Raw genomic sequence first — 26,663 nt, forward strand, 5'->3', positions numbered from 1 at the left:
GTTGATTGTTTGAGCTACCGCGTGGCCGCTGGACGGGGTGAAGCTCGTTGCGTTGGTACGTTGCCTATCGTCAGGCGATTGTTCAGCACGTAGTTCACATCGTAGCAATCCAGGGTGATGTCCGCTGGTGCACACACCAAGGCTGGTGCCGTTTTGTCCTCAGCCGTTACCTTACCCCAGCAAATGATGTTGCCAAAGGCATCGAACAAGCCGTAGGTCCATACTCCGGCACAATCGATCAAAGCGCCGTTGCTTGGGTCATTGTCCATTACCCGAACCGTGCCCCCGCCGCAGTTGACATCCGAAACCAGATTGCCCGTCAGCAGGAATTGGCAGTTTGCATCCAAGCTCACCGTCACATCCTGGCAGCCGCAGTTCGCCACCCGGAAGCGTTGTTGTACCTGTTGCACACAGCCAGGATCATTCGGGTTTTGGGAACCCGGAGTACCCGCATCAAAGCTGTACACCAAAGTATGAGTGCCCACCGACAAAGTCGCAGGGTTGATCGTCAGTTTTGTTGGGGCTGCGCTTGCGCCTGATTGGGTGTTCCCATCCAAAATGAAAGTACCCGTCCCTGCTGCATTGTTCGCTACCGTACCCGTCACTGTAAATGGTGCCGCATTGGGCGATATCAGCACGGGAAGGCCCGTAAACACTGGATCAGGGTAATAGCAGGTATTGCCGATGCTCAGGGTGTCACCTCGACCATTCGTCACCGAAATGGTATAACCCGCTCCGTCGCGGTGGTAACCCGCCAGTTCAAAAACTCCCGTTCCTACTCCTGTTTCAGGGATGTTTGTGCCGTTGGTATACGCAACTGTGCCATTGACATCACTGTACAAACCTGTAACCGCCACAATCGTCCAGGTTTGGCCTGCTGGGCCTTCAACCGTCACCGTTTCACTGAAAGTGCCCACATTGGTCGTGGTGCCATTTTCAATCAGTGGGGAGTTGTTCATACAGGTACAAGGGTCGTGGATGCTCACCATCGGTGGGGTACAACCTTCGTCCGTCACGCCATCGCAGTTGTTGTCGATGCCGTCGCAAATCTCGGTAGCTCCGGGGTTGATGCCGCCGACATTGTCGTTACAATCGCCAGAAGTTGCCGTCAGTTCAGAGGCAGTTTTATAGCCCGTGGGCCGCAGACACTGTACCGCAGAGGTACCGTTGGAATAACCGTCGTTGTCTACGTCGGCGTACCAGGTCTGGCCGGGTTTTTCCAAAGCATCGTTGTCATCACAATCCGTATTGTTGGTGACATAACCAACTGGCTGGCTGCAAGCCTGTTGGCTTACCGCTGGGTTACCAAAACCATCATTATCCGCATCCGCATAATAGGTCGTGGTGACACCTTCGTCGGTGGAACCATTACAGTTGTTGTCAATGCCGTCGCAGATTTCCGTCGCACCGGGTTTGATTTCAAAGTCGTTGTCGTTGCAGTCGCCACTCGTCGCCGTCAGTTCGGACGCTACTTTGTAGCCCACTGGGCGTAGACATTGGGTCAAGGTCGTGCCACTGGAATAGCCGTCGTTGTCTACATCGGCGTACCAGATTTGGCCGGGTTTTTCCAGAGCATCGTTGTCATCACAGTCGGTGTTGTTGGTGACATAACCGCTGGGTTGGCTGCACGCCTGCTGACTTACTGCAGGGTTGCCAAAACCGTCGTTGTCTGCATCGGCATAATAAGTGGTCAAGCCGCCTTCATCAGTAGAGCCATTGCAGTTGTTGTCTTTGCCGTCGCAAAGTTCAGGCGCACCGGGATAGATTGTATTATCACCACCATTGCAATCACCACCCACCGTTGCAGTATACAAGCCCTGTGGCCCGCAGATGTCTCGAAAGGCGCCGCTCTCTCCGAAACCATCTTCGTCTGCATCATAATAGTAGCGGATGATCGGAAAACCGTCATCGGTTACGCCGTCGCAATTGTCGTCGATGTCGTTGCAAACTTCCATTGCTCCGGGATTGATGTTCACATCGCTGTCGTTGCAATCTCCACCCTGCAGTGCGGTATAAAAACCACTAGGCGCACAAGCGTCTATAAACTCTAGGTTTTTACCATAGCCATCCCCATCATTGTCGTAAAAATAACGGGTAACCAAACCCTCGTCAATTTGCCCGTTGCAGTCATTGTCTTTACCATCGCAGATTTCAGTAGCGCCGGGATAGATATTGGCATCGTCGGCTGTACAATCGCCAGCCACTATTGCCGTATACAAACCACTGGGTGCACAAGCATCAATAAAAGCAGCAGTTTCCCCGTATCCATCCCCATCAAAATCGTAGTAGTAGCGGGTGGTCACACCTTCATCGATAGAACCGTTACAGTTGTTGTCTTTACCATCACAGATTTCCGGTGCACCAGGATAGATGTTGGCATCATCGGCAATACAATCACCTGTCAGCGTTGCAGTATACAAACCACTGGGGGCACAAGTATCAATAAAGGCAACTGCTTCCCCATATCCATCACCATCCAAATCGTAGTAGTAGCGGGTGGTCACACCTTCATCCGTAGAGCCATTGCAATTGTTGTCGATGCCATCGCAGATTTCGGTAGCTCCAGGTTTGATGGCAAAGTTGTTGTCATTGCAATCGCCGCTCGTAGCCGTCAATTCAGAAGCTACCTTGTAGCCTACTGGGCGCAGGCATTGGGTCAACGTTGTTCCACTGGAATAACCGTCGTTGTCTACATCCGCATACCAGATTTGACCGGGTTTTTCTAAAACATCATTGTCATCACAGTCGTTGTTGTTGGCTACATAGCCACTGGGTTGGCTACAGGCTTGCTGGCTTACCGCTGGATTGCCAAAACTGTCACCATCCTGATCGCGGTAGTAGGTTGTCAGCCCAGTTTCATCCGTGGTACCATTGCAGTTGTTGTCGATGCCGTCGCAAATTTCAGTAGCTCCTGGGTTGATGCTGCCAACATTGTCGTTGCAATCACCAGAGGTTGCGGTCAGTTCAGAGGCGGTTTTGTAGCCCGTGGGCCGTAGGCACTGAATTGCAGTGGTGCCGTTGGAATAGCCATCATTGTCCTCATCTGCGTACCAGGTTTGGCCCGGTTTTTCCAAGGCATCGTTGTCGTTGCAATCCGTGTTGTTCAAAATATAGCCACTGGGTTGGCTACAGGCTTGTTGGCTCACTGCTGGGTTGCCAAAACCATCGTTGTCGGCATCCTCGTAATAAGTGGTTAGGCCACCTTCATCCGTAGAGCCATTGCAGTTGTTGTCTTTGCCGTCGCAAAGTTCAGGCGCACCGGGATAGATTGTATTATCACCACCATTGCAATCACCAGCTACTGTTGCGGTATAGAAGCCCTGTGGCCCGCAGATGTCTCGAAAGGCGCCGCTCTCTCCGAAACCATCTTCGTCTGCATCATAATAGTAGCGGATGATCGGAAAACCGTCATCGGTTATGCCGTCGCAATTGTCGTCGATGTCATTGCAAATTTCCGTCGCACCGGGATTGATGTTCACATCACTGTCGTTGCAATCGCCGCCCTGCAGTGCGGTATAAAAACCACTAGGCGCACAAGCGTCTATAAACTCTAGGTTTTTACCATAGCCATCCCCATCATTGTCGTAAAAATAGCGGGTAATGAAACCCTCGTCTGTGAGGCCATTGCAGTTGTTGTCTTTACCATCGCAGATTTCAGTAGCGCCGGGATTGATGTTGGCATCATCGGCTGCACAATCGCCAGCCACCGTCGCCGTATACAAACCACTGGGGGCACAAGCATCAATGAAAGCATATATTTCCCCGTATCCATCCTCATCAAAATCGTAGTAGTAGCGGGTGCTTACACCTTCATCCGTAGAACCATCGCAATTGTTGTCAACCCCATCGCAGATTTCGGTAGCTCCTGGTTTGATGGCTGCATTGTTGTCGTTACAGTCGCCGCTACTCGCCAATAATTCGGTGACTAATTTATACCCCACGGGGCGTATACACTGGGTTAAGGTTACTGCTCCAGTTTCGGCATAGCCGTCGTTGTCGCTATCTTTGTACCACACCTGGCCGGGCTCTGCTACAATAACGATTGCTGCAGAATCCGGATAAGTCGTACTGCAATTCGGCGCACCTTGATAGACAGAACTAAAGCGGGTAAAAGAAATGGTTTCACTGACAGTGACGGGAATGGATATAAGGCCAGTATTGTTATTGATCTGGGCGGATTGCACCATTCCTCCATTGATTTGGTACAAAATGATGGTGAAGGGGCGATTGCTGATCTCAATATTTACAACATCACCCACACAAGCACTGGCAGGTGCCGAAACAGCGTAAGTCAAATAGGGTCGATCAAAGGTTAAATTGGCCGTGGAATTAAGCGTACGGGCACATAAGAGGGTATTCGCAAAACGCATGGCCACCAATTGGTAAGACGTGTTGCTCCTGAGGGGGCCTGTATTCAGGGTGGTAGTTCCGGTGTTATCGAGGGTCAAAAACAGGTCATCGCCCCCATTGATTTTATAGGTCACGATGCTATTGGGGGTGCCCGTTACGGTCAGGTTATACGAACCACCCGCACAAGCGTGGTTGCCCCCGCCCGTGATCACGGCATTGAGGTGGGTATAGGTCGTAACCGTGGTGGTGGTAGTATAAGTAGTACAACCAGAAGCGCTTGACCCAGTAGTGGCATACGTAATGGTGTATTCCCCTTCTGTCGAGGCAGCGGGATTAATGGTACCCGTAATGCTATTGATAGACAAACCGGAGGGAAGCGCCGAGAACACACCTCCGGCTACCCCGCTGAGGGAAACAGGTACCGCGGTGACATCAAAACACAATGGATCGGTTCCGTAAGATATGCTTGGGGCAGTATTGGAAGTAATAATGACCGTAGTTGTAGCACTGGTAGCCGCACAGCCATGTTGAGCCGGCACCGAGTACAGGATGGTGTATGTATTTGGGGTTGAACTTGCGGGGGTAATTTGTCCGCTGCTGGTATTGATCGTCAGTCCAGCAGGTGTAGCTGAAAATGTTCCACCTAGTGCACCAGTAATGGCTACATCCACCTCATTGGCACTCGTGCAATAAGCAGTTTCGGTATATTGGATGCTGGTAGCGGGCAAACCTTGGGTAAAGCGGGCCGGTTCAGAATTGAGGTTGGTATTGCCGTCCGAAACCTGACAACGAAACAATGTCCCATCGAGCGCAGCCAAAGACCCACCTGATGCGACCAGGGTGGCTGTGGTAACGCCGCTGATCAATCCATAATCGCCATTGCCCAATGGTACCCAGTTGGCGCCATTGTCGGAACTGCGGAACCATTGATAGCTGCTGGCGCCAGTAGCAGTGACCGAAAAGGATGCGGTATTAGAGGTGCAATCGTACTGGTTACTGGGTTGTCCAGTGATGGCAAATGGTACTTTGGCCAGCGAAAAATTGTCGATGCCAGCCAGCGCATCTCCGCCTGACTCGTCAGTGTCCTTCCAGCGGATGTACAAATATTCATTGTTGTTCCAGTTCAGGTTACTCAGGGTTTGAGTAATAGCGGCTCCCCCGATTCTGAACAAAGGGGTGATGGCTGCCTGGGTTGCTGCTGGGGCTCCAGTGCCAGAAGCAGGCGTAGTAAATCCGGTTCCACTGGTCCAGGTGCCCGCTGCGTCGTTGTAGGTACCATCACCTGTTGATGAAGCACCTGCAATATTGCTGGAGCTGACCCGGTAAGACAGGGGGTAGGCATTTGCCGTTGTGCTGGGGTTGCGGTTGATCATGGCATCATATGTGATGACTATTTCGTTGATGCGCGCGCCAGACGTATTTTTCAACACTACACCAAAACTTCCCACACTGCTGGCCGCTGCCACTGAGCCGAATGCCCGATTGGGGGTACCTGCCGCGTCGTACATGCCATAAAAAGATCCTGTATTAGCCGTACCACTGGAGCGGCCCCATCTTCCTGTGCCTGTTTGTTGGTACATGTACCAGCCGTTGGTTCCAGCTCCACCACCTGTTTGAGCAGATACCTGAAGCATAGTGGTATTGCTCGTAGTGGCCGCAGTAAGTGCTGTGGCGGTTATGCTCTGGAAATCCTGGGTGTAGGTAGTGGTTCCATCAAAATCAATCGCCTGCCCTTGACTGAATAGTGGAAAAGCAAGCAAAAACAACAACTGGATGGTTTTGACCACAACACTTGAACAAACCTTTGGGAACAATGGCGATTTTACCAACTGTACAGACAGCATTGGAAGGAGATTGGCGTACAATTTTTTCATGAGATGCTTATGAAGTATTAGCGCTAAAATAAGACTGAGGTCAAATTAGGGTAGTGTACGCTGCTTACCAGCCAGTTTTTAACGAACCTCGTCTATTTCTTTGCCAACTGCCTTTTTTTCCCCATTAAAAAATGACCAACCCAAATAGTCTTCGCCAAAAGTGAGTAAGTTTGACCTCTTGACTCCTAACTACCATGAAGCTTTTCCTTTTTGTAGCTTGTTTTTTGATGTACACTGTGGTACTGGCCAATAATTTTGACAGTTTGCGGCAGACCTTGCAGGGGCAACACGGGGCTCAACGTTTGCCAACCTTACTCAAACTATGCGATTCCCAATATCGGGGCATCATTCCCAACTCCGAAGCCAATGGATATGGCAAAGAAATCCTCCACTTTGCCAGTGTGCGTAAAGACACCTCCGCCCTGGTGGAAGGCTGCTTGTGTATTGCCAACAGCCAGGATCGTACCGCTGAAGGCTCAGATGCATTCAAGTGGTTGCGCAAAGCACAGTCTTTAGCCCGCCGGCATCCCGCCCTCCAGGCCAAAGTGTTTTTTTGGAAAGCCAGTTATTACTATGAATTGGGGAAACTGGATTCTGCCCTGTTGATGATTCAACGAGGGGATCAGATGGCTCGGCAGCATCAGCTCCTTTCCGAGCGCGTCAAATTATTGGGTACTGGTGCAAAAATTCACAGCAGCAACGGAGAAGCTCAGGCGGCAGATTCATTGGGCAGATTGGCCTTTGGTTTGTGCCAAAACCGGGTGGACTCTGCCATTGCCTATACGCGTTGGGGCAGTGTACAGGAAGATTTGGGCAAGCTGGACCTCGCCCTACCTGCTTTTTATACAGCGTATCGATTGGAAAAAAAAGAAGGCAACAACATCATGGCTGCTTACAATTTGCAGCAATGCGCCGGGATTTTGCGCGACCAGGGGCGCTTCCAACAAGCGATCAAGTATCTACAAGAAGCGGTACAGTTGTCCAAAGCAATTGGCAACATAACTGGTCTTGCTGCAGCTTATCACACCTTGGGTGGCCTGTACAAACGAACCAATGCCTATGAAAAAGCACTGGAATCTTACCAGCTTTCGCTGTCCTTAAAAAAAGACATTGGTCGTCCGAAAAAAATCCTTAACACCATTCAGGACATGGCCGAGCTATATGGCTACACCGCTCGTTTCGATTCTTGCCTGCGTTTGTGTCGACAGTATTTGGCTTTGAGTCAACAAATCGAATACCCCCGGGCGGAGGCTACCCTCGCGCTATGGGGATCAGTGGCTGCCGCAAAAACGGGGAATCAGCCCTTGGCACAAAACTACTGGTCTGTAGGGGAAAGAGCCCTGGCACGGGTTAAAGTCAAAGAAGAAATGCCCGAATTGTTTCTTTTTGCGGCAAAAGCGGCTGAAGCAGCGCAGGACTTTGGCAAAGCCTATCAATATCAAACCCTTTTTCAAAGTGCCCAGGACTCCATTTACAATACGGAAAAAAGTCGAATCATTGCGGAGCTGGAAGCCCAGTTTGAGAATGAAAAGAAGGAACAAGAAATTCTCGTCCTGGCGAAAGAAAATGAGCTCAGCCGGGTGCGGATCGCTACTGCCCGTATGCGGCAATTGGCCTTATTGGGCAGTATCGTATTGATCGCCTTGTTGGCCCTGGTTTTGTGGCGCAATGCCCAGCGAGGCAAACAACAAAATCAGCTGTTGGAAAAAATGAACTCGACTTTAAGCCATAAAAACGACGAAGTACAAACACTGCTGCGGGAAATTCACCATCGGGTAAAAAACAACCTGCAAATCGTTTCAAGCTTGCTGCGCCTGCAAGCTCGTGGGCTGAATGATAAGGGCGCACAGGATGCCTTGCGCATTAGCCAGTCCCGGGTGCAGTCGATTGCGTTTTTGCACCAAAGACTTTATCAAGGCCAGGAGCTGAAAGACATTCCCATTCGCCCGTACATCGAAGAACTTACCTTGAGTCTCTCCGATGCGTACCGCCTGGATGAGCGACAAATCACCATTCATACTGAAGTAGAAGAGTTTAGTTTGGATGTTGATACAGCTATGCCTATCGGTTTGATCTTGACTGAATTGATCATCAATGCGATCAAACATGCTTTTGTCGATGGGCGTAAGGGAGAAATTCGTCTAAATTTGCAAAAAAACGATGTTGAATTCCGGCTATTGGTTGTAGATAATGGGTTGGGCTTAAAACTTTCGGAGGGCAAACCTGTTCAAACTATACATTCATTTGGGCTGGAGTTGGTTGCATCACTTGCCCAAAAACTGAATGCCCGCCTAGTCTTTTCCAATGGTCAGGGCACCAGCATCGAGTTGATTGTACCGCTATTGCAAAAGCGTGAATCCAGCCTTTTATGATCAGTATACTCATTGTTGAAGATGAACCCATTATCGCCAAAGATCTGGCCTATACCCTCAAAGATTTAGGGTATGAGGTATCTGGAATTTGCAGCAAGCATCAGGAGGTTTTAACTCATTTGGATCAACAACAATCGGATTTGACCATCTGCGACATCCACCTGGAAGGAGATGATTGGGATGGGGTGCGGATCGCGCAGGAAATCCGTAGAATTCAGGATCAGCCCATCATTTTTTTAACGGCAATGGCTGATACGGCTACAATCAATCGAGCGGCTGCGGTCAGTCCCGATGCCTATTTGGTCAAACCCTTTGAAGAACGCAGTTTGTACGCTGCAATAGAACTGGCTATTTACAAATTTAGTGGGAGTAAAAAAGTGGAGTCTGAAGCGATTCTCGCTCCTGATCAAGTCGAACCAATTCCGTTCATTGCTGGAAATTTTTTCATCAAGGACAAAAAACGGCTCGTCAAAGTCAATGCGGCCGACATTTATTGGATCAAAGCTGATGGCGCTTATTCTCAACTAACTACCAATAGCCAACAGTTTTTGCTCAGCACCAATCTAGGGGGGCTGGAAGAAAAATTACGCGGCCATTTTTTCATTCGGGTGCATCGCTCCTATCTGGTCAATTTTCAGCACATTGATGCCATTGAGGAAGATGTACTGTACATCGGCAATGAGCGTATTCCAATTGGGAAAATCTATCGTGAAGAATTTTACCGCCGTTTGCAACAATTATAAAACAACACCGCCGCTGAACTTATCGAAGTTCAGCGGCGGAAGTATGTTTGAGTATTTTCTTATTTACTCCAGTATCACCATCTTCTTGGTCGCGGTAAAGTCCGTCGTTTCCAAAGTGTAGTACAAGACCCCACTGGCCCCCAGTTGGCTCTTCTTCAAGGTCACCTGGTTGTTACCCTTGGCATAATTGCCCTCCACTTTGTAAATCGTGGCGCCCTTCACATCTCTTACCGTCAAGGTTCCTTTCAGGGCCTTGGGCAAGGTAAACCCAATCAGCGTTTCATCGCTGAAGGGGTTCGGGGTGTTCTGACGCAGCTCGTAGGCTTCAGTGGCCTGGATGCCCTCAAAGTTCAAGGCGATCCCCAGGTTCTCATTGTTTTGGTCATATGCCTCTGGAGATACCAAGCGGTTGAGATTGATGCTTTGGCTGAGTTTTGCATCAGCCTTCGCTCTCAATACCAGCGTAAACAATGCTCCGGGCTCGTATTTGCTGTTCCACGATGTGGTGATGATCCCTTCGTTTTTGAACACCCCAAAGTTCTCCGCCTTGGCGACTCCATACTCGAGGTCCAACAACTCCACCTTGCTTTGATCCAGGTTCAGTGCAAACTGGTAACCCTGAATGTCCTTCAAGTCTTCTGCTGTGAAGCTCACTTTGTATTCATTGCCTGACTTCAGGTTTTGCTCCTGCGTCTTGAGTTTGAAGTCCTCTCTCGTGCGGATTTCTGCACTCGCGGCTCCTGACACACTCGCACTCGCATTCACATCACCCACTTTGATGGCTACAAAGTTCGCCCGAACATTCGTCACCAGGTCATTCACACTTACTACCTCAGGGAAGGCAGTTGACCAGGGGTTCGTTGGGTTCGGGAAGCGGTACGTTGCATCCACGAATCTCCAGCTTGTATTGTTCGCAAAATGCGTGTCGATGTTCAAAATCAACTTCCGGATCTGGATCATGTCCAAGGTAGAGATCGATTTGGAGTTGTTCGCATCCGCTGCAATCATCTTGTATGGGCTGTTCAAAGCCTGTACTCCCAGGATGTGCTTTTGGATCAACACCAGGTCGAAGGTCGATACTCCGTTCAGGTGGTTTTTATCCAGTTGTGGCGTCACCGTGAAGTCGCCTCCTTTGCTGATGTTCACAAACTCGTAGTTACCATCTGTACCTGTCATGTCACTCTGCGTGCCACTGCCACTCAAAGTCACCGACACCCCTTGCAGGTTGCCTGCTCCTTCCGTTGCAATGGTACCCGCGATTTTTACCTTATCCGCTGGAGCTGGGCATACCTTCCGATTGTCTTGTACCTCTACAAAAGTGACACAGAAATCGTGGTTACCTGCCTCATCCCAGGCGTGGAGTTCAACCAAAATGAAGCCCAATTCCAGGTCCGCACAGTTTACACTGATGCTTGTCTGGTTTGGATTCACTGGTTGTTGTACCCGGTTTACGGAGTATTTCGTGATCAGTTTCAGACCATCCTTGGTTTCTGGACCTTGACCGTTGCAATCGTAGATTTTGGATGCAACGAAGTCCGTTGCCCAAACCGTCATCATGCCGCCACCGTTGCCATCAGGCATCAGGTCGACACTCAGGCCGTTGATACAAATTGGCGCTGGTGCCTTGCAATCCTTCACCACAAATGGGATCCGGGTTGGAAGTGATAAGTTGCCACATTCGTCGCGGCCCACCACGATCAAGTCGTGGGTACCTTCGGGAAGGTTCGATACCTTGATCTCAAACTGACCATTGCCCAAGTCCTTGGTGCTCCAACGTGGAGTGGAGTACAGGATCATCTTGCCGGCTTCCAAAGTCTGGAATGGGGCAATCATCAGGAATTGAGTCTCCAATTCCACCTTGTCGGTGCAGTTGTCCTTCAAAGTCACCACCTTGGTAATGTTTGCAGTACATGCCGTTGGGCTCGTGCAGAAGGTATCACGGGTGCCTGTTACCACCGGACGGGTGTCATCGTACACCTTGATGATTTGGGTATAGATGAAGCTGTGGTAGAACTCTCCGGCTACTTCGCAGTAGGGAACCTCCTCGGTAAAGTCAATATCGTCTGCGTTACCTGCAACCAGGTCCTTGGAAACCCAGAACTCTTCGATGCCATCACGACGGTTGTTTTTGCGGTCACGAACCAATACATAGATTGGTGCCTTGCCATAGTTGCCAAACACCGCCCGATCGATGATCGAGACATTGGTTTGCAGCAGTGGGTCACCACAACGGTCGTCGTAAGTACACCAGTTGATCACCGAGTAAGTCCGGAAAATCTTGTAGCACTCATCATCCGAGGCATCGTAACGCTTGTCGTGTACATTCACCGCCAGGATATCGCAGCCCAATTCGTCGGTGATCACCGTGTCGATGATTGGCGTTTTGCAATCGGTACTGATGTCTTTAGGGAAACAAATGTTGTATTCGTGGACAGGTAGAATGTGAATCCGTTGCTTGCAAGTCACGCTGATTGGGCCTTTCGCCGTTTGTTTGGTCAAAGTCCAGATGCGGTCGATGTAACCTGCGCCACACTTCAATTTCTTCTCGGTGGTATAGGTCGTATCCAGCGCAGCACAATCGTTGCCAGAAGGAATGGTCACATCACCAAATGCAGCAGCAGAACCTACTTTGCTGTCGATAGAAGCAATGTTTTTGTCATCGCAGTAGATCGTCACATCCCATGGGGCCAAACAAGTTGGTGCCACTTTGTCTTCGATCAGCAGATCCATCCAGCAGTAGTTCGTATTGCCGTAGATGTCACCACCCCAGAGTTCAACCGTTACTCGCTCAGTGAGGTCACAGCAGAAGAACTCTACAAAGTCCAACAGTGGTGTCATCAATTTGCCGCCTTTCAGGATGAAGGTTTCTCCAAAGTCAGCAATGTCTCCATCGCCGTTCCGGTCAAAACCATCCGCTTTGCTTACATCGCCATCCGCGGGTAAGGCATCCAATTTGCCGTTGCCGTTCGTGTCGTAACCTTTGGCAATGAAGCTAGCAGCGCAACCATCCGGTACATTGCGGCGTACCGCAATCCAGTCCAGTTTGCAGTTGTCCCAAGAGCCTTCGTCGATGTCTGCTGCACTCACTTGGGCGTATCCATTGGTGTAGCCATTGGCGTTGCTCAAGGTTACATGCAGGTCATCGTCACACTTCATGATTGGTGCGATCTTGTCCTTGACCTCGAAGATGAAGCAAGTGGTAGATGCATTGTAACAACCATCGAAGGCATCGATCACCATCAGGTGTTTGCCTACTGGCAGACCGATCATCATGCCATTCATCACCGCATACTCAACTTTATCCCAGCAGATTTTATCTTTATCACAGGCACCCAAGCGGTAGGCATCATTGTCCCCACGTAGGTCCCCTGCCTCTTCACGTGCTTGGGGGGTACAAATTGGGCTTGCAGGCCCTTCGTATACCAATATTCCTTTTACATAGCGATCCTTGGTGTACACACTCACACTGATGTTGCCCAAGTTGCAATTGTCTTTGATCGTTACCCCAAAGGCGGTCTTGATCCCAGCAACAGTCACCGGAATGGCTGCCGTGCAGTCCATTGGACCAGTGGAAATGTCGTAAGGTGCCCCGTGGGCGTATTCAACCGTTGGTGCCGTGAAGTCTCCAATCTTGATCAGAATGTGGAAAGTATCCACAATACCTCCAGCACACCAATCCAGTACATACAACTCCCGATCGATCTTCACGCCCTTGCCCCCACAGATTGGGAACTCAGTGTCTTTGATCGATATTGAATAGTTGCATTCCACCTGATCAATGAACAAGCAGCGTGGGTTGGCACTCGTGTTGAAGTAGCTGCAAACGTATGGTGTTACATCTTCCTTCTTAATCAAACTCTTATCCGGAGTGCAGGAATTGTATTCTACAACATGATCGTATTTGCCTTCTGGATTGGCATCCTTGAACACAAAGTCATCAACCGCAGGACGGGTGAACTTGATCTTTTGTACATAGGAACTACGCATGCCATTACAATCCGTAGCGGTCCATTCCCGCGAGATCACCGCGTAGTATCCGCCATTGACCTTCATTTGTTCGCAAGAGTAGAATTCTACTTTATCGCTCCATTTCAAAGTGATCCGGCAGCCGCAGTTGTAGCAATTGTCCTTGAAGTAAGCATAGCCCAGGTTTTTGATGTTGTCTGATACCATGTTTGAGGATGCTGCAGGTACAAGGCCCAATTGGCAATTGTCACCAGTTCCTGCTACACCTTCCGCATTGTTGATCGTTTGAGGGCTCGTAGCTGCTGGCCGTGGCGAGCTCGTGGCGCCGACATTACCAATTGTCAAACGATTGTTCAGCACGTAATTCACATCGTAGCAATCCAGGGTGATGTCCGCTGGTGCACACACCAAGGCTGGTGCCGTTTTGTCTTCAGCCGTTACTTTACCCCAGCAAATGATGTTGCCAAAGGCATCGAACAAGCCGTAGGTCCATACTCCCGCACAATCGATCAAAGCGCCGTTGCTTGGGTCATTGTCCATCACACGAACGGTACCACCGTTGCAGTTGACATCTGAAACCAGATTGCCTGTCAACAGGAACTGGCAGTTTTCATTCAGGCTTACCGTTACATCCTGGCAACCACAGTTGGCTACCTGGAAGCGTTGACGAACTTGTTGTACACAACCAGGATCCAGAGAATCCTTAGAGGCCGCTACCCCTGCGTCAAAGCTGTATATTAAGGTGTGTGGCCCAGGAGACAAAGTACCTGGATTGATCGTTACCACCGTGGGAGCTGCACTTGCCCCGGCTTGAGGTACCCCATCCAAAATGAAAGTACCCGTTCCCGCTACATTGTCAGCCACTGTGCCTGTCACCTGGAATGGTGCTGCCGAAGGAGCTACCAAGGCAGGTAATCCAGTGAACACGGGATTGGGGTAGAAACACTTGTTATTGGCTTCCAGGGTTACACCCCGTCCATTGGTCACGGCAATGCTGTAACCAATCGCGTCGATGTGGTAACCCACCAGTTCGTATACACCTGGGCTTACCTGAGTGAAGGCATCACCTACATCTACTGGATCGGTGCCTGCTGCGTCTTCATACAAGCCGCTTACACTTGCTACGGTCCAGGTTTGATTGATTGGCCCTTCAACTCTTACCACATCTTTAAAGGTCCCTGTATTGGAATTCGTTCCATTTTGGCCAATCTGTGCGTTGTTCTGACAAACACAAGGATCAACAATGGTTGCTTCACAAGCCACTACCGTTACACTGAAGCCGTCCAAAGTATCACTGCAATATTTTGGATCTTCGGGTGTCACAATGATCCGCGTAACCGTCAGGTTGCCATCAAAGTCAACTCCCTCCTGGAAGCTTTGGTCATCTCCACTTTTCACATCGGTGAAAGTGCGGCTGTTTGATCCATTGTCATCGGTGTATTCCACTACGATAGTGAACTCATTGCCCGCACTCAGCGTCGTTTCCTGGAAGGTCGCCGTGAATGAGCCGTTAACACACACCGTATCTATATCAATGCTTACATCTGAAAGAATTGGATCACTGATGAAGATTTCTACTGTATCCAATCCACCCTGGCATACATTGCTGCCCGGATCGTTGCTCATTACCCCAAACTTAATGCTCGACAACTGTTGGCCGGTGGCATTCAACACAAATTTCGCATCAGGGCTGGTATCTGAGCCTACAAAGGTGCCAAAGGCGGCATTTTTCTGCCACACCAAATTCGTCGCTACTCCTGACAAGGTCGCGCTTAGGTAAATGGTATCTGTGGCGCAAACCGTTTGATCGGGACCTGCATCGACAATCGATTCTGGATCAATCGTAATGATGATCGAGTCAATCGCTGGACCACAAAGTCCTGCTGGATCATTCGTAGTCAGGTACAGTTTTACCACATTCGCAGCCGTATCAGCAGCAGTGAAAGTATATACTGCATTGAGCGTAGTTGTATTCGGAGAGAAGCTTCCAGTGCCACCACTCCAGGTAGCACCTGTCGCTGCGCCACCGATGCTGCCATTCAAATGGATCGTATCCTGAGAAGCACAAATCCGCCGATCTGGACCTGCATCAACCGTCGCTTTTGGATTGATGAAAATCTCTACTGTATCCAAGCCCCCCTGGCATACATTCGAGCCTGGGTCGTTGCTCATTACTCCAAACTTCAGGCTGCTTAAGAGCATGCCCGTAGCGTTCAACACATATTTCGCATTAGGACTGGTATCAGAGCCGATAAAGGTGCCAAAGGCGGCATTTTTCTGCCATACCAAATTCGTCGCTACGCCTGAAAGGGTCGCGCTCAGGTATATCGTATCTGCCGCGCAGATCGTTTGATCTGGGCCGGCATTCACAATCGATTCAGGGTCAATTGTGATGATGATCGAGTCTTTGGCTGGACCACAAAGTCCGGTTGGGTCATTCGTGGTCAGGTACAGTTTCACCACATTCGCAGCCGTATCCGCTGCAGTGAAGGTGTATACTGCATTCAGCGTAGAAGCATTCGGAGTGAAAGTTCCGGTGCCACCACTCCAGGTAGCGCCAGTTGCTGCACCACCAAAGCTGCCATTCAGGTGAATCGTATCCTGAGAAGCGCAAATCCGTCGATCAGAACCTGCTTCAACCGTCGCTTTTGGATTGATGAAAATCTCTACTGTATCCAAGCCCCCCTGGCATACATTGGAACCAGGATCATTACTCATTACACCGAACTTAAGGCTGCTTAATAGCATACCCGCAGCGTTCAGTACATATTTCGCATTAGGACTGGTATCGGATCCAATAAAGGTGCCAAAGGCGGCATTTTTCTGCCATACCAAATTCGTCGCTACGCCTGAAAGGGTTGCGCTCAGGTATATCGTATCAGCCGCGCAGATCGTTTGATCGGGGCCAGCGTTCACAATTGATTCTGGATCGATCGTGATGATGATCGAGTCGATGGCTGGACCACAAAGTCCGGTTGGGTCATTCGTGGTCAGGTACAGTTTCACCACATTCGCAGCCGTATCCGCTGCAGTGAAGGTGTATACTGCATTGAGGGTAGCTGTATTGGGGCTGAAGATTCCAGTACCACCACTCCAGGTAGCCCCCGTGGCTGCTCCACCGATGCTGCCATTCAAATGGATGGTATCCTGAGAAGCACAAATCCGGCGATCTGGACCTGCATCAACGGTCGCTGCTGGGTTGATGAAAATTTGAACCGTATCCAAACCACCCTGGCATACATTGCTGCCAGGATCGTTACTCATTACCCCAAATTTGAGGCTGCTCAACTGCTGCCCAGTCGCATTCAACACATATTTTGTATTCGGACTCGTGTCTGAACCGACAAAGCTGCCAAAGGCTGCATTCAGTTGCCAGACCAGATTCGTAGCAACACCCGATAAGGTGGCATTCAGGTAGATCGTGTCGGTCGCGCAGATGGTTTGATCTGGGCCAGCGTTTACAATGGAAGCAGGGTCGATCGTGACAATTTTTACATCAAATTCGCCACTTGGTCCATTACCCGTCAAGGTCAAAGTCACCTGTCCAGCTGCGGTATCCGCTGCCGTGAACATGTATTTAGCATTCAGGTCGTTGGCATTTGGAATGAAGGTACCGGTGCCACTGGTCGTCCAGGTTCCACCCGTAGAAGCCCCACTCACTGTTCCATGCAATTGGATCATGATGGTGGAAGCACAGATGGTTGTATCGTTGCCTGCGTTGATGTCGCTGTCATCGTTTTGGATGGTAGCGATTACCGTGCTGGCAGTTGAAAGCGCATTTAAAGGTACGGTAGTGTTGGAGAAGCCATTGTCTTCAATGGAAACGGTGAAGGTTTCGTTGGGTTCTACATCTGTGTCACCGTTGACCAGAACCGTGATGGTTTTTTGCTCGCCTGCAGTACCTGCAAAGGACAGCGTGCCATCGTTGTTCTGGTAATCATTGTTGGCAATGGTAGCCGTGCCATCATCGGAAGTATAAGCAAGGTCAAAACCTCCTTGTACCGGATTGTTTAACGTAGCGGTGAAGGTGAAATTGGTAGTACCAACGTTGCCTTCGGCTTTGTTGGCGCTGAGCAGTTGCAAGTGTACTACTGCTGCATCATCGTTATTGATGGTACCAACCCCTTGCGCATCGGAAATATTGCCGTTGCTGGCGTTGCTGAGGTTGACGAAGAAGGTTTCGTTGGCCTCTACCTTTATATCCCCATTGAGAACTACCGTAATGGTTTCAGTATCGTCGCCAATGGCGAAGTTAAGGGTGCCACTGTTGAGTACGTAATCATTATCAGCAGTTGTGGCGGTATTATTGGCAGTGGTAAAATCAATGGTTTCAGCAGTAGCCGTACTAGTACGGGTAACCGTGAAAGTCAGGTTGGTTGTTCCAGCGTTTCCTTCGGCTATGCTTACATCATTGATGGAGAAAGCCAGGTCATCGTCTTCGATGGTACCCAAACCTTGTGCATCTGCAAAGGTGACACTCGGACTACCGACAATATTGCTCAAATCGACCGTGAAGGTTTCGTTTGCTTCACCCAACACATCACCATTCACTTGAACCGTAATGGTCTGGGTTTGACCAGCGCCATTGGCAGGGAAAGTAATGGTATTTGAATTTGGGTTAAAATCAACTCCCGAAGTAGCTGTAATGCCAGCTGTTGTAAAGTCAAAACTTACTGCGGTGCTTACCACTTTGCTCAAGGTAACCGTGAACTCAAAATCAGTCGTTCCGGCATCTCCTTCCACCTTGGTTACATCATCGATGGAAATGGTGGCTGCGTCGTCATTGAGGATAGTGCCATTCCCAGCTGATCCAAGTATCACATTGCGCGAACTGGCAAGTAGATTACTGAGGACTATACCGAAGTTTTCATCGGGCTCAACAATCATATCGCCGTTAACGACCACCGTGAATGTTTTTGTTTCGCCAGCAGTGCCTGCAAAATTGAGGGTAGTTGAATTCGCGACAAAATCACCAGATCCTGAAGTTGCGAGAATGTTTGACGTGGCGATATTTACCGAGACTGGCACATCAATTTCTTTATCCAATGTTACAGTGAAGTCATAATTTTGAGATCCAGCATCCCCTTCAGTCTTGGATAAACTGTTAACCGTAATTGTAGCCTGATCATCATTGGTGATGGTGCCTAAACCCTGTCCGTCCCCAATGCTGCCATTGCTGACATTGGATAAGTTGACAAAGAAGGTTTCGTTGAGTTCCACCTTGTTGTCGCCATTGACTACAACGGTGATGGTTTCGCTATCATCGCCGATGGCGAAGTTAAGGGTGCCACTGGTGAGCACATAATCGTTATCGCCAGTGGTAGCCGTATTGTTTGCAGTAGTAAAGTCGATGGTTTCAGCAGTAGCTGTGCTGGTCCGGGTAACCGTAAAGGTGAAATTGGTCGTACCTGCGTTGCCTTCGGCCAGGGTTACATCATTGATGGAGAAAGAAAGATCGTCGTCCAGAATAGTGCCTACACCTTGAGCATCAAGAATAGACACATCAGTGCTACCCACAAGGTTACTCAAATTGACAAAGAAAGTTTCATTGGCTTCACCCACCAGATCTCCGATTACTTGAACGGTAATCTGTTGGGTCTGCCCAGTTCCGTTGGCAGGGAAAGTCACCATACCGGAGTTGGTATTGTAATCTGCCCCGCCCCCATTAGCAGTTCCATTGGCGGTAGTAAAGTTGACCGTTATAGCAGTGCTTACTGGTTTGCTCAAAGTAACGTTAAAGGTGAAATTGGTGGTACCTGCGTTTCCTTCCGCAAGGCTTACATCGTCGATGGAGATGGTGGCAGCATCATCATTGTTAATAGTGCCAATGCCTGTAGCATTGGAGACCGAAATAACTACGTTTCGTCCACTGGCACTCACTGCACTCAACGGAACCATAAAGAATTCATTGGGCTCCACCTTCATGTCACCATTGACGGTTACATCAAAGGTTTTTGTTTCGCCAGCAGTTCCGGCAAAATTCAAAGCTGTACTGCTGACTGCTACATAATCATTATCACCGGTTGTGGCAGTACCATTGGCGGTAGCAGCATTCACAGTAAAGGGTACATCCACAGCTTTATCCGAAGTAACCGTAAAAGTATAGGTTTGGGTGCCCGCGTTCCCTTCATTATTGGACACACTATTGATGCTCAGGGTAGCCTGATCGTCGTTCGTAATGGTTCCCAGACCCGTGCCGTCAGTAATGACTACTCCGGCGGGTGCGTTGGAAAGCAAGACGTTGAAGGTTTCATTCAACTCCACGATATCGTCGGCATTCACCACAACATCAATCGTCGCAGTAGGGCTACCTCCTGCGGTAAAGCTGACCGTGCCGCCACTGATGGCGGTATAGTCGCCATTGTTGGTCGAAATTACGCCGGTATTGACATCCAGGCTAAAAGCTTCACTGATGTCATCCCGGGTAACGGTGAAGGTAAAGGTGGTCGTTCCTCCACCGCTGCCTTCAGCCAACATCCGGTCATTGATGCTGACATTGGTAGGCGTTTTGAAACCAAAGTCGAGCGTGGTATTGTTTTCCACAAAGCTGGTAGAATAGCTAAGGGTAATGGCCTGACTGGCAATGGAACTACCGAAGGCGTCCTGACCATTGTCGTCATTGTCGGTATTGTTATCTGGATCAGGTGCAGGCCCGGTTGGGCTTGAGACCAGTCCATTTAAAGGCTCACCTACACCAAACTCGCTGGAAGGAATCTGCACAATGTAGTCGTCAGAGCAGAGATTGGAGAAAGCGTACAAGCCGCTAGCATTAGTAGTGGTAAAAGTTATAAAAGCATCACTCGCATCAAGAATACCTGGAGTGGTACCATTGTCGCGATAGAGGTTAACCACTACCCCAACGATGCCCGCGTCACCACCATCAAAGGTCCCGTTTTTATTGTTGTCTTTAAAGACCCGGTCGCCCAAGGAATGTTTGCTCAACTGTGTCACCGTGGGGTTGATGGGGGCACCAGCCACGTCGTCGGTGAGAATGGTGCTGAAGTTGCCGCCGCTTACACTACCCTGGTTAGAGATTTGGCATACTCCCGCTGGCAGTGGAGTATTGATGGTAACATCAAACTGGATGGTGATTGATTTTCCAGCGGGCAACAAAAATCCGCTTGGTGCACCTACGGTGACCGTTTCACCCGCCATCACCATTTGGAGGGATGAAAGTTCTGCTTCTTTTGCTTTGGGTTTTACTGGCACATTTTTTTGTTGGCCAACGAGATTCTTATTGCTTACCCCATTATTGAGTGCCTGGTCACTTAAACCACCATCATTCACATTAGAGGCAATCTCCTCATTGATGGGTGCAAACGAGGCATGTGATGGCGCATTACACCCTGGAGGAACCATACCAGTGAAAACGACACCAGCGGAAGCGTTGATGGTACCATTGGTATTAGAGTTTCCATTACCAGGCCACATGGTGGCTACGGGGCTCGTTCCGCTCAAAGTCAGGAAAGAACTGGCGTCAACTCGATTGGCGCGGAAAGCACGCCCGCCAGCGGAAGCGGGTACAGTTACTTTATTTCTGGTGATGTCTCCACAGAGGGTATTGATTTTTCCTCCCATAGAAGAAGTACCCACTCTAAGATACAGCCCCTCAATACCAACACCTCCTGAGGCATTATTGACAATGACATTTGAGTCAACAATAGCATCGAATCTGTGAGCTGTATTGGTTCCATTGACGGACTGGAAATCTACTGGAAGATCCAGGTTATTACCCGTTACGCTGAGGTTGCCTTTCATTTCCACTTTTGCCGCACCACTCCCATCTTGTAATACCCGAGTAATTGCAAAGATTGAACCGCCCGCCAATGGGTAATTGTTGTCAATACTCAGGTTGCGATTTAAACGTCCATTAAGGGTAGAATTCAAGGTAGAGGCAAGTGCTGCTACTTCAGCAGATGATTCAATAACCGGGTTATTATTGATGTTGTAATTCATGGTCGATCCCGCGCCATTCGAAGCCACATCGATACCTGCCATGGCACCGCCAAAACGTTCTACCCGACAATAGGTAATATTGAGGTTCATCGTGGAAGTACCTTCTGCTTGAATCTGAATCGCTTTACTTCTTGCGCGTTGGAAAGAACTTCCGGTTAGCGATACAGTGGCAGTGGCAGTCCCTTGTGTACGCATCTCGAAACAATCCTGGCCAACCGCCGAGGAAGCTGTATTGTTGAAAGTACAATTTGAGACCGTCAGATTCAGGTTACCAGTTGTATTGATAATGTGGGCAATGCGATAAGCGGAGTTTTGAAAGGTAGACCCCGTGATGGAACAAGTCCCACTGAGGTTACGAAACTTGAGGGCGTTTTCTTCTTCCGCATCACCATTACCTGTAGCTGTACAATTGGTGATGCTCAGGTTGCTTACACTATTCCCCATGATACCATGTTCTTTGGTTGAACCGATATCAATATTGTTCAGAGTGACAGTATTCGCTATATCCATATAAATCGCAGCATAACACCCTGTTACATTAACCTCATCACAAACGCCAGCAAAACCGCCATCCGTCGCGTTATTGGCGGAAGGCATGCTGAGGTTTTTCAAAGTGATATTGGTTACATTGCGCAATTCAATGCCACGTCCGCTGATGTTGCTAAAAGTTCCACCCGAGCCATCGGTGGTTCCTGTACCTGTAATTTGGAAAGAGCCAGTGGTCTGGCTCAAGAAAATCCCGGTGCTGCTATTGGAAACATCAACTTTTTGGATGATCATATCCAGGGCTCCAGTGGTAAAATTGACCCCTACGCCCCCGGTATTGGTGATGTTCACTTCCCGAACCAAGGCAGAGGTAAAGCCACTCCCCAGCAATGCGGTGCCCCCAGTGTTGATGATGTTAACCCCACGAACCTCGTTCTGCGACTGCATGTTGATGTTGTTGGCAGCCTGGTTGATGTTTGGGTTGGTACCATTAACCGCAGGAATAACCGCGGGTGAGATGGGCGGGAAGGTAGAGAAAGTAACCCCAGCCAAAGCAGCGAGGCTAGCGCCTGCCGCACCCTGTCCAATCAGTTTTTGTTGACCTAATAAAATGGTGGAAAGTGTATTGGTATAAGTTCCTGAATAAACAAAGATATTATCACCTGGATCATCCAGAGATGTTGCGTTGAAGGAGTTCATGGAGTTCCAAGGCGTGCTGAGGCGCCCATCACCTCCGGGAGCAGCCGCGGCATTGATGTACCAGATCATGCCAGTAACGGTAACTGTAACTGTGCCTGTGGCAGACAAAAAACCATTGTTAACGGTGTAGGTAAAGGTAGTGTTTCCTGTAAAACCTGGATCAGGGTTAAAGGTGAAACTACCATTGGCATTAAAGGTTACATCGCCACTAGTGCCAGTATCATCAATACTTGTAACGGTCATAGGTGTGCCATTCAGGTTGACGTCATTGGTCATCAAACCAGAACCAGCAGGTACCGAAATAGAGGTATTTCCTACTGTAGAGTAGCTATCGTCCACCGCAATCGGGCCAGACATCAACGAATTGGGTACGAGGGTGGTGTTCGGGTCGATTTGATCCGAAAATTGAACTCCCGTGGCATCCATCGCTCCTCCTGCATTCGAGATCACAACGGTATACCGCAAGATATCACCAGGAGTAGGGCCGGGTGTACCCAAGTCCGTACCAGTTTGCGCAAATGTTTTAAGTGCACTGATGCTGGGTACGAAGGGTGAGACAAATTTTTGCCCACGGGCGCGATCGCTGGCGGGTGCCAGATAGGGCGTAAGCCATCTTAGTGCTGGAGCCAATTCAGAAACTTGCTGAGCGGTGACTCGGGAATCCGCTTGGGCCGTTGAAGATGATTGGTGGTCTTTTTTCAGCGGAACAAGCGCTGTGCGCTCTTCGCTCAAAGCGTGATTTGATTTGGGTTTGGGATGTTGTGCGTTCTCTGCCATTGGATAGGCAATCCACATAAGCAGAGCGAGTATTGTACTCACGCGTAGGAACTTAGCAAGTTTCATGAGATATGAACTTTTAATTGTACAGTATTACGTTTCCAAAAATCGGAATCAGGTAGTGGGGAGGTACAAATCCCTCTCCGTAGGGTACAATGGTCGTCAATTTATAATCAACCCAAAGGTAAACAAATAAAGTGGAGTGAAACAATTATGAAATGTTAATTTTTTCCACAGAAGCAATATTTGTAAAATCAAGAGAATCAAGATCAAAATAATTGAATTAGACAAAAAATAAATATTGGGTTGATTTGGGAAAAGCAACAAGTTTAATTAGCTTTGCACAATACCTCGTTTTGATTTGGATACCTTTCGAAAGTAAGCATAGTCACCTTTGATGTATCAAACACAGCCTTGAATTGATCAATCTCATCCATACCATGAATAGACGACCTTTTATCAAATTATTGAGTGCCAATGTCATTGGCTTGCCTCTACTTGGCAGTGGGGCGAGTTTGTTCGCTGCAAAAAGTTGCGCTGGAACCTGGTTGGCACAGTTGTTGGAGGAAGGTCAAGTTGAAAGTATTTCTTCATTTTGGCTGCATGATTTGCCACAATTGCCTCGAGCAGTAAAAAGTGGGGAATTCACTGCAAGCACTAACCGGACATACTTTTACCAGCAAAGGCAGTTTTGTTTTCAGGTTTTTGAAAAAGTAGATCCACAGCTTGGGCAACTGGAATTGATGCTGCCATTTTGGAAAAAACAAGCCGATGGAAGCTGGAAAAAAATAACCACGCTGAATGCTTTTGATATAAGCGCTTTGGCGGTGGCAATTGAGCACAATTACAAGGCCTCTGCTTTGCTACCTTTTGAGTATCATCCGGCAACTTCCTCCTATTCCTGTCCAGCCGGATCAGTAAGTGTAAAAGCCAAAATCGGAGAGGACAATGTGGCCTTTACCGAAATCGAGATTAAAGGTAAAAACCAGCAAAACTGGGAAAACCATTTTGACTCGACACAAAACGTACCCGGTTTATTGTTTTAGCACTACCTTGAAAATACCCCTCTAAAGATTAAAAGTCTGGATATTGTATTTTTCACCTATAAACATATGTTTTATGGCAGAACCTTTCTTGTCCGAAATCCGGATGATGAGTTTCGTTTTTGCGCCCAAGGGTTGGGCGCTTTGCAACGGACAATTGTTACCCATCAACCAAAATCAGGGGCTTTTTTCACTGCTAGGTACTACCTTTGGGGGTGATGGTCGAGTTAATTTTGGCTTGCCGGACTTGCGGGGGCGTACCCCTATCCATGTTGGAAGCGGACACACCTTAGGCGAAAGGGGTGGAGAGCAAGCTCATACCCTGTCTATTGCGGAAATACCCACGCATACCCACGTAGTTAGAGCAACCAGTGCTACCCAAAACACAATTGTGCCAAGCAATGCAGTTTATTTTGCCGATACAGCTCCTTCGGAACTTTATGTTGCCCCGGGAAATTTGGCAGCAATGGGTCCCGGCATGGTTGGAAATGTAGGCGGAAGCCAAGCGCACCTAAACATGCAACCTTTTCTTACAATTAGTTTCTGCATTGCCTTACAAGGGATATTCCCAAGTGCTACCTAAACCGGGTATCCTAAGTGTATTGGCAAAAACATTTAATTACCCATTTTAATTTGAATCATTATGGCACAACCATATGTTGGAGAAATCCGGATGTTTGGAGGTAACTTTGCCCCAGCAGGCTGGATGTTTTGCGAAGGGCAACTCCTGCCCATTTCCGAATATGAAACCTTGTTTAACCTAATTGGTACTACCTACGGAGGGGATGGTCAGGAGACTTTTGCGCTCCCGGATCTACGTGGAAGGATTCCCATCCATCAAGGCAGTGGCTTTACTTTAGCCGAAACCGGTGGTGCGGAAGAAATAACTTTGACTACGCAACAAATTCCTGCGCATTCACACCCTTTTCTCGCCTCACAAAACAACGGAGGGGCAACCACACCAAACAATACCACTTTTGCCCGAAATCCTTCGGCGAATTTCTACAATGAAGATAGCAGCCTTGGCCTGCTTCCAATCAATCCCAACAGTATTGGGCCAGTTGGAGGTTCACAACCTCATAACAACTTTCAGCCTTATTTGTGTGTAGATTTTATTATTTCACTCTTTGGAATCTTCCCTAGCCCGACCTAATTTCAGGTCTATTGATTTGATCAACTGGGGCTTAGTATTCTTTCTTCACACAGTGAGCCTGCCTAAAAAGGAGGCAAACTGCACCTAAAAATTCAATTACAATGCAAGATCCATTTGTTGCAGAAATACGCATATTTCCTTTCAATTTTGCACCTAAAGGCTGGGCTTGGTGCGATGGGCAATTGTTGCCGCTTTCTCAGAATACCGCACTATTTTCTTTATTGGGTACTACCTATGGAGGGAATGGCAAATCCAATTTTGCACTACCCGATTTACAAGGTCGGGCACCGATGCATCCTGGGCAAGGTCCCGGGCTCTCGCTGCACGATTTAGGAGAAACGGGTGGTAGTGAAACGGTTAGTTTGTTGGAGAGCGAAATTCCATCACACTCACACTCGCTCAATGTTGTAAATGACTCAGGATCACAGCCTGCGCCAGCCAACGCATACGTAGCCCGCGCCAATATCTACAACAGTACACTCAATAATGTGTCGATGAATGCTCAAGACTTGGCTCCCGCCGGTGGCGATCAGCCCCACAATAACATGCAGCCTTACTTGACCTTTTATTTCTGTATTGCGCTGCAAGGGGTATTTCCTCCACGTACTTAAACGGGGTTTCAAGACAATGATCTTATGGTCAATTTAAGAACCATTTACCAGGAGGATTTGCCTCGTTTGTTTGAGATATACGCCAGCACCAGAGCCGAGGAATTGGCTCTGGTGCCCGATTGGCCGGAAGAACAAAAAATGGCTTTCCTGAGCCAGCAGTTCGTGGCGCAGCACCAGTATTACCAGGAGTTTTACCAGGGCGCTGAGCTCCAGGTGATTGAGTTGGATCAGGAAGTAGTCGGTCGGTTGTACGTGCATTGGTCCTACAGCCCTCAGGAAGTGCGGATCATGGATGTGGCGCTATTGCCTGCTTATCGTGGGCAGGGCATTGGTTCTCAGCTCATCAAAGCGGTTCAAAAAAAGGGAGCTGAAATGGGCAAAACGGTAACCATCCACGTGGAGTACAACAATCCTGCCCTGCAACTTTACCAACGGTTGGGCTTTCAAAAAATCGGCGAATTCAATTCCGTGTATTACCTCTTGGAGTGGAAGCCTGTAGCTTGAGCACCTTAGCATGACGCAAAAAATTACTTCCCGATTTTTTTTTGAGGCTTTTGAATAGAAAGCTCACTTGAAATGAAGCGTTCGACTTCCTATTCAAAACCCAAAAGCGGGAAGTTAATTTTTCTGCGT

Annotated in this window: 9 protein-coding genes; 7 read left to right on the plus strand and 2 right to left on the minus strand. The window is 48.8% G+C overall.

What is annotated here, in order from left to right:
* Positions 1-14: 14 nt before the first annotated feature.
* Complete coding sequence (locus tag ACO08K_RS30305; RefSeq protein ID WP_421800252.1) at positions 15-6,224, minus strand: MopE-related protein; 6,210 nt, start codon at positions 6,222-6,224, stop codon at positions 15-17.
* Between the two features lie 194 nt (positions 6,225-6,418).
* Here ACO08K_RS30305 and ACO08K_RS30310 point away from each other — a divergent pair, with 194 nt between their 5' ends.
* Complete coding sequence (locus ACO08K_RS30310) at positions 6,419-8,596, plus strand: tetratricopeptide repeat-containing sensor histidine kinase (RefSeq protein ID WP_421800253.1); 2,178 nt, start codon at positions 6,419-6,421, stop codon at positions 8,594-8,596.
* The gene (locus ACO08K_RS30315; protein WP_421800254.1) at positions 8,593-9,339 is read left to right on the plus strand and encodes a LytR/AlgR family response regulator transcription factor; all 747 of its coding nucleotides are present in this window, start codon (positions 8,593-8,595) and stop codon (positions 9,337-9,339) included. The genes ACO08K_RS30310 and ACO08K_RS30315 overlap by 4 nt, the downstream gene beginning before the upstream one ends.
* Before the next feature lie 63 nt (positions 9,340-9,402).
* Here ACO08K_RS30315 and ACO08K_RS30320 read toward each other — a convergent pair whose 3' ends face one another.
* Positions 9,403-23,289, minus strand: a complete 13,887-nt coding sequence (locus tag ACO08K_RS30320; RefSeq protein WP_421800255.1) for a Calx-beta domain-containing protein — start codon at positions 23,287-23,289, stop codon at positions 9,403-9,405.
* A 374-nt stretch (positions 23,290-23,663) separates the two neighbouring features.
* Between ACO08K_RS30320 and ACO08K_RS30325 the strand changes: the two genes are divergently transcribed.
* The 5 genes from ACO08K_RS30325 (at position 23,664) to ACO08K_RS30345 (ending at position 26,534) form a co-directional block, all read left to right on the plus strand.
* Positions 23,664-24,269, plus strand: a complete 606-nt coding sequence (locus ACO08K_RS30325) for a hypothetical protein (RefSeq protein WP_421800256.1) — start codon at positions 23,664-23,666, stop codon at positions 24,267-24,269.
* Between the two features lie 73 nt (positions 24,270-24,342).
* Positions 24,343-24,849 (plus strand): phage tail protein, encoded by a 507-nt coding sequence (locus ACO08K_RS30330; protein ID WP_421800257.1) that lies wholly within the window; start codon positions 24,343-24,345, stop codon positions 24,847-24,849.
* Between the two features lie 60 nt (positions 24,850-24,909).
* Complete coding sequence (locus ACO08K_RS30335; RefSeq protein ID WP_421800258.1) at positions 24,910-25,419, plus strand: phage tail protein; 510 nt, start codon at positions 24,910-24,912, stop codon at positions 25,417-25,419.
* A gap of 101 nt (positions 25,420-25,520) precedes the next feature.
* Positions 25,521-26,030 carry a phage tail protein gene (locus ACO08K_RS30340; protein WP_421800259.1) on the plus strand — a complete coding sequence of 170 codons (510 nt, stop codon included), beginning with the start codon at positions 25,521-25,523 and terminating at the stop codon, positions 26,028-26,030.
* 24 nt (positions 26,031-26,054) lie between these two features.
* Positions 26,055-26,534, plus strand: a complete 480-nt coding sequence (locus ACO08K_RS30345) for a GNAT family N-acetyltransferase (RefSeq protein ID WP_421800260.1) — start codon at positions 26,055-26,057, stop codon at positions 26,532-26,534.
* Positions 26,535-26,663 lie beyond the last annotated feature (129 nt).

Source organism: Haliscomenobacter sp. (genome assembly GCF_965225875.1).
GTDB lineage: Bacteria > Bacteroidota > Bacteroidia > Chitinophagales > Saprospiraceae > Haliscomenobacter.

What these genes read in the sequence shown, in the direction of transcription:
- ACO08K_RS30305 (WP_421800252.1), bottom strand. Translation starts at nt 6,224, where the DNA reads ATGAAAAAATTGTACGCCAATCTCCTTCCAATGCTGTCTGTACAGTTG.
- ACO08K_RS30310 (WP_421800253.1), top strand. Translation starts at nt 6,419, where the DNA reads ATGAAGCTTTTCCTTTTTGTAGCTTGTTTTTTGATGTACACTGTGGTA.
- ACO08K_RS30315 (WP_421800254.1), top strand. Translation starts at nt 8,593, where the DNA reads ATGATCAGTATACTCATTGTTGAAGATGAACCCATTATCGCCAAAGAT.
- ACO08K_RS30320 (WP_421800255.1), bottom strand. Translation starts at nt 23,289, where the DNA reads ATGAAACTTGCTAAGTTCCTACGCGTGAGTACAATACTCGCTCTGCTT.
- ACO08K_RS30325 (WP_421800256.1), top strand. Translation starts at nt 23,664, where the DNA reads ATGAATAGACGACCTTTTATCAAATTATTGAGTGCCAATGTCATTGGC.
- ACO08K_RS30330 (WP_421800257.1), top strand. Translation starts at nt 24,343, where the DNA reads ATGGCAGAACCTTTCTTGTCCGAAATCCGGATGATGAGTTTCGTTTTT.
- ACO08K_RS30335 (WP_421800258.1), top strand. Translation starts at nt 24,910, where the DNA reads ATGGCACAACCATATGTTGGAGAAATCCGGATGTTTGGAGGTAACTTT.
- ACO08K_RS30340 (WP_421800259.1), top strand. Translation starts at nt 25,521, where the DNA reads ATGCAAGATCCATTTGTTGCAGAAATACGCATATTTCCTTTCAATTTT.
- ACO08K_RS30345 (WP_421800260.1), top strand. Translation starts at nt 26,055, where the DNA reads ATGGTCAATTTAAGAACCATTTACCAGGAGGATTTGCCTCGTTTGTTT.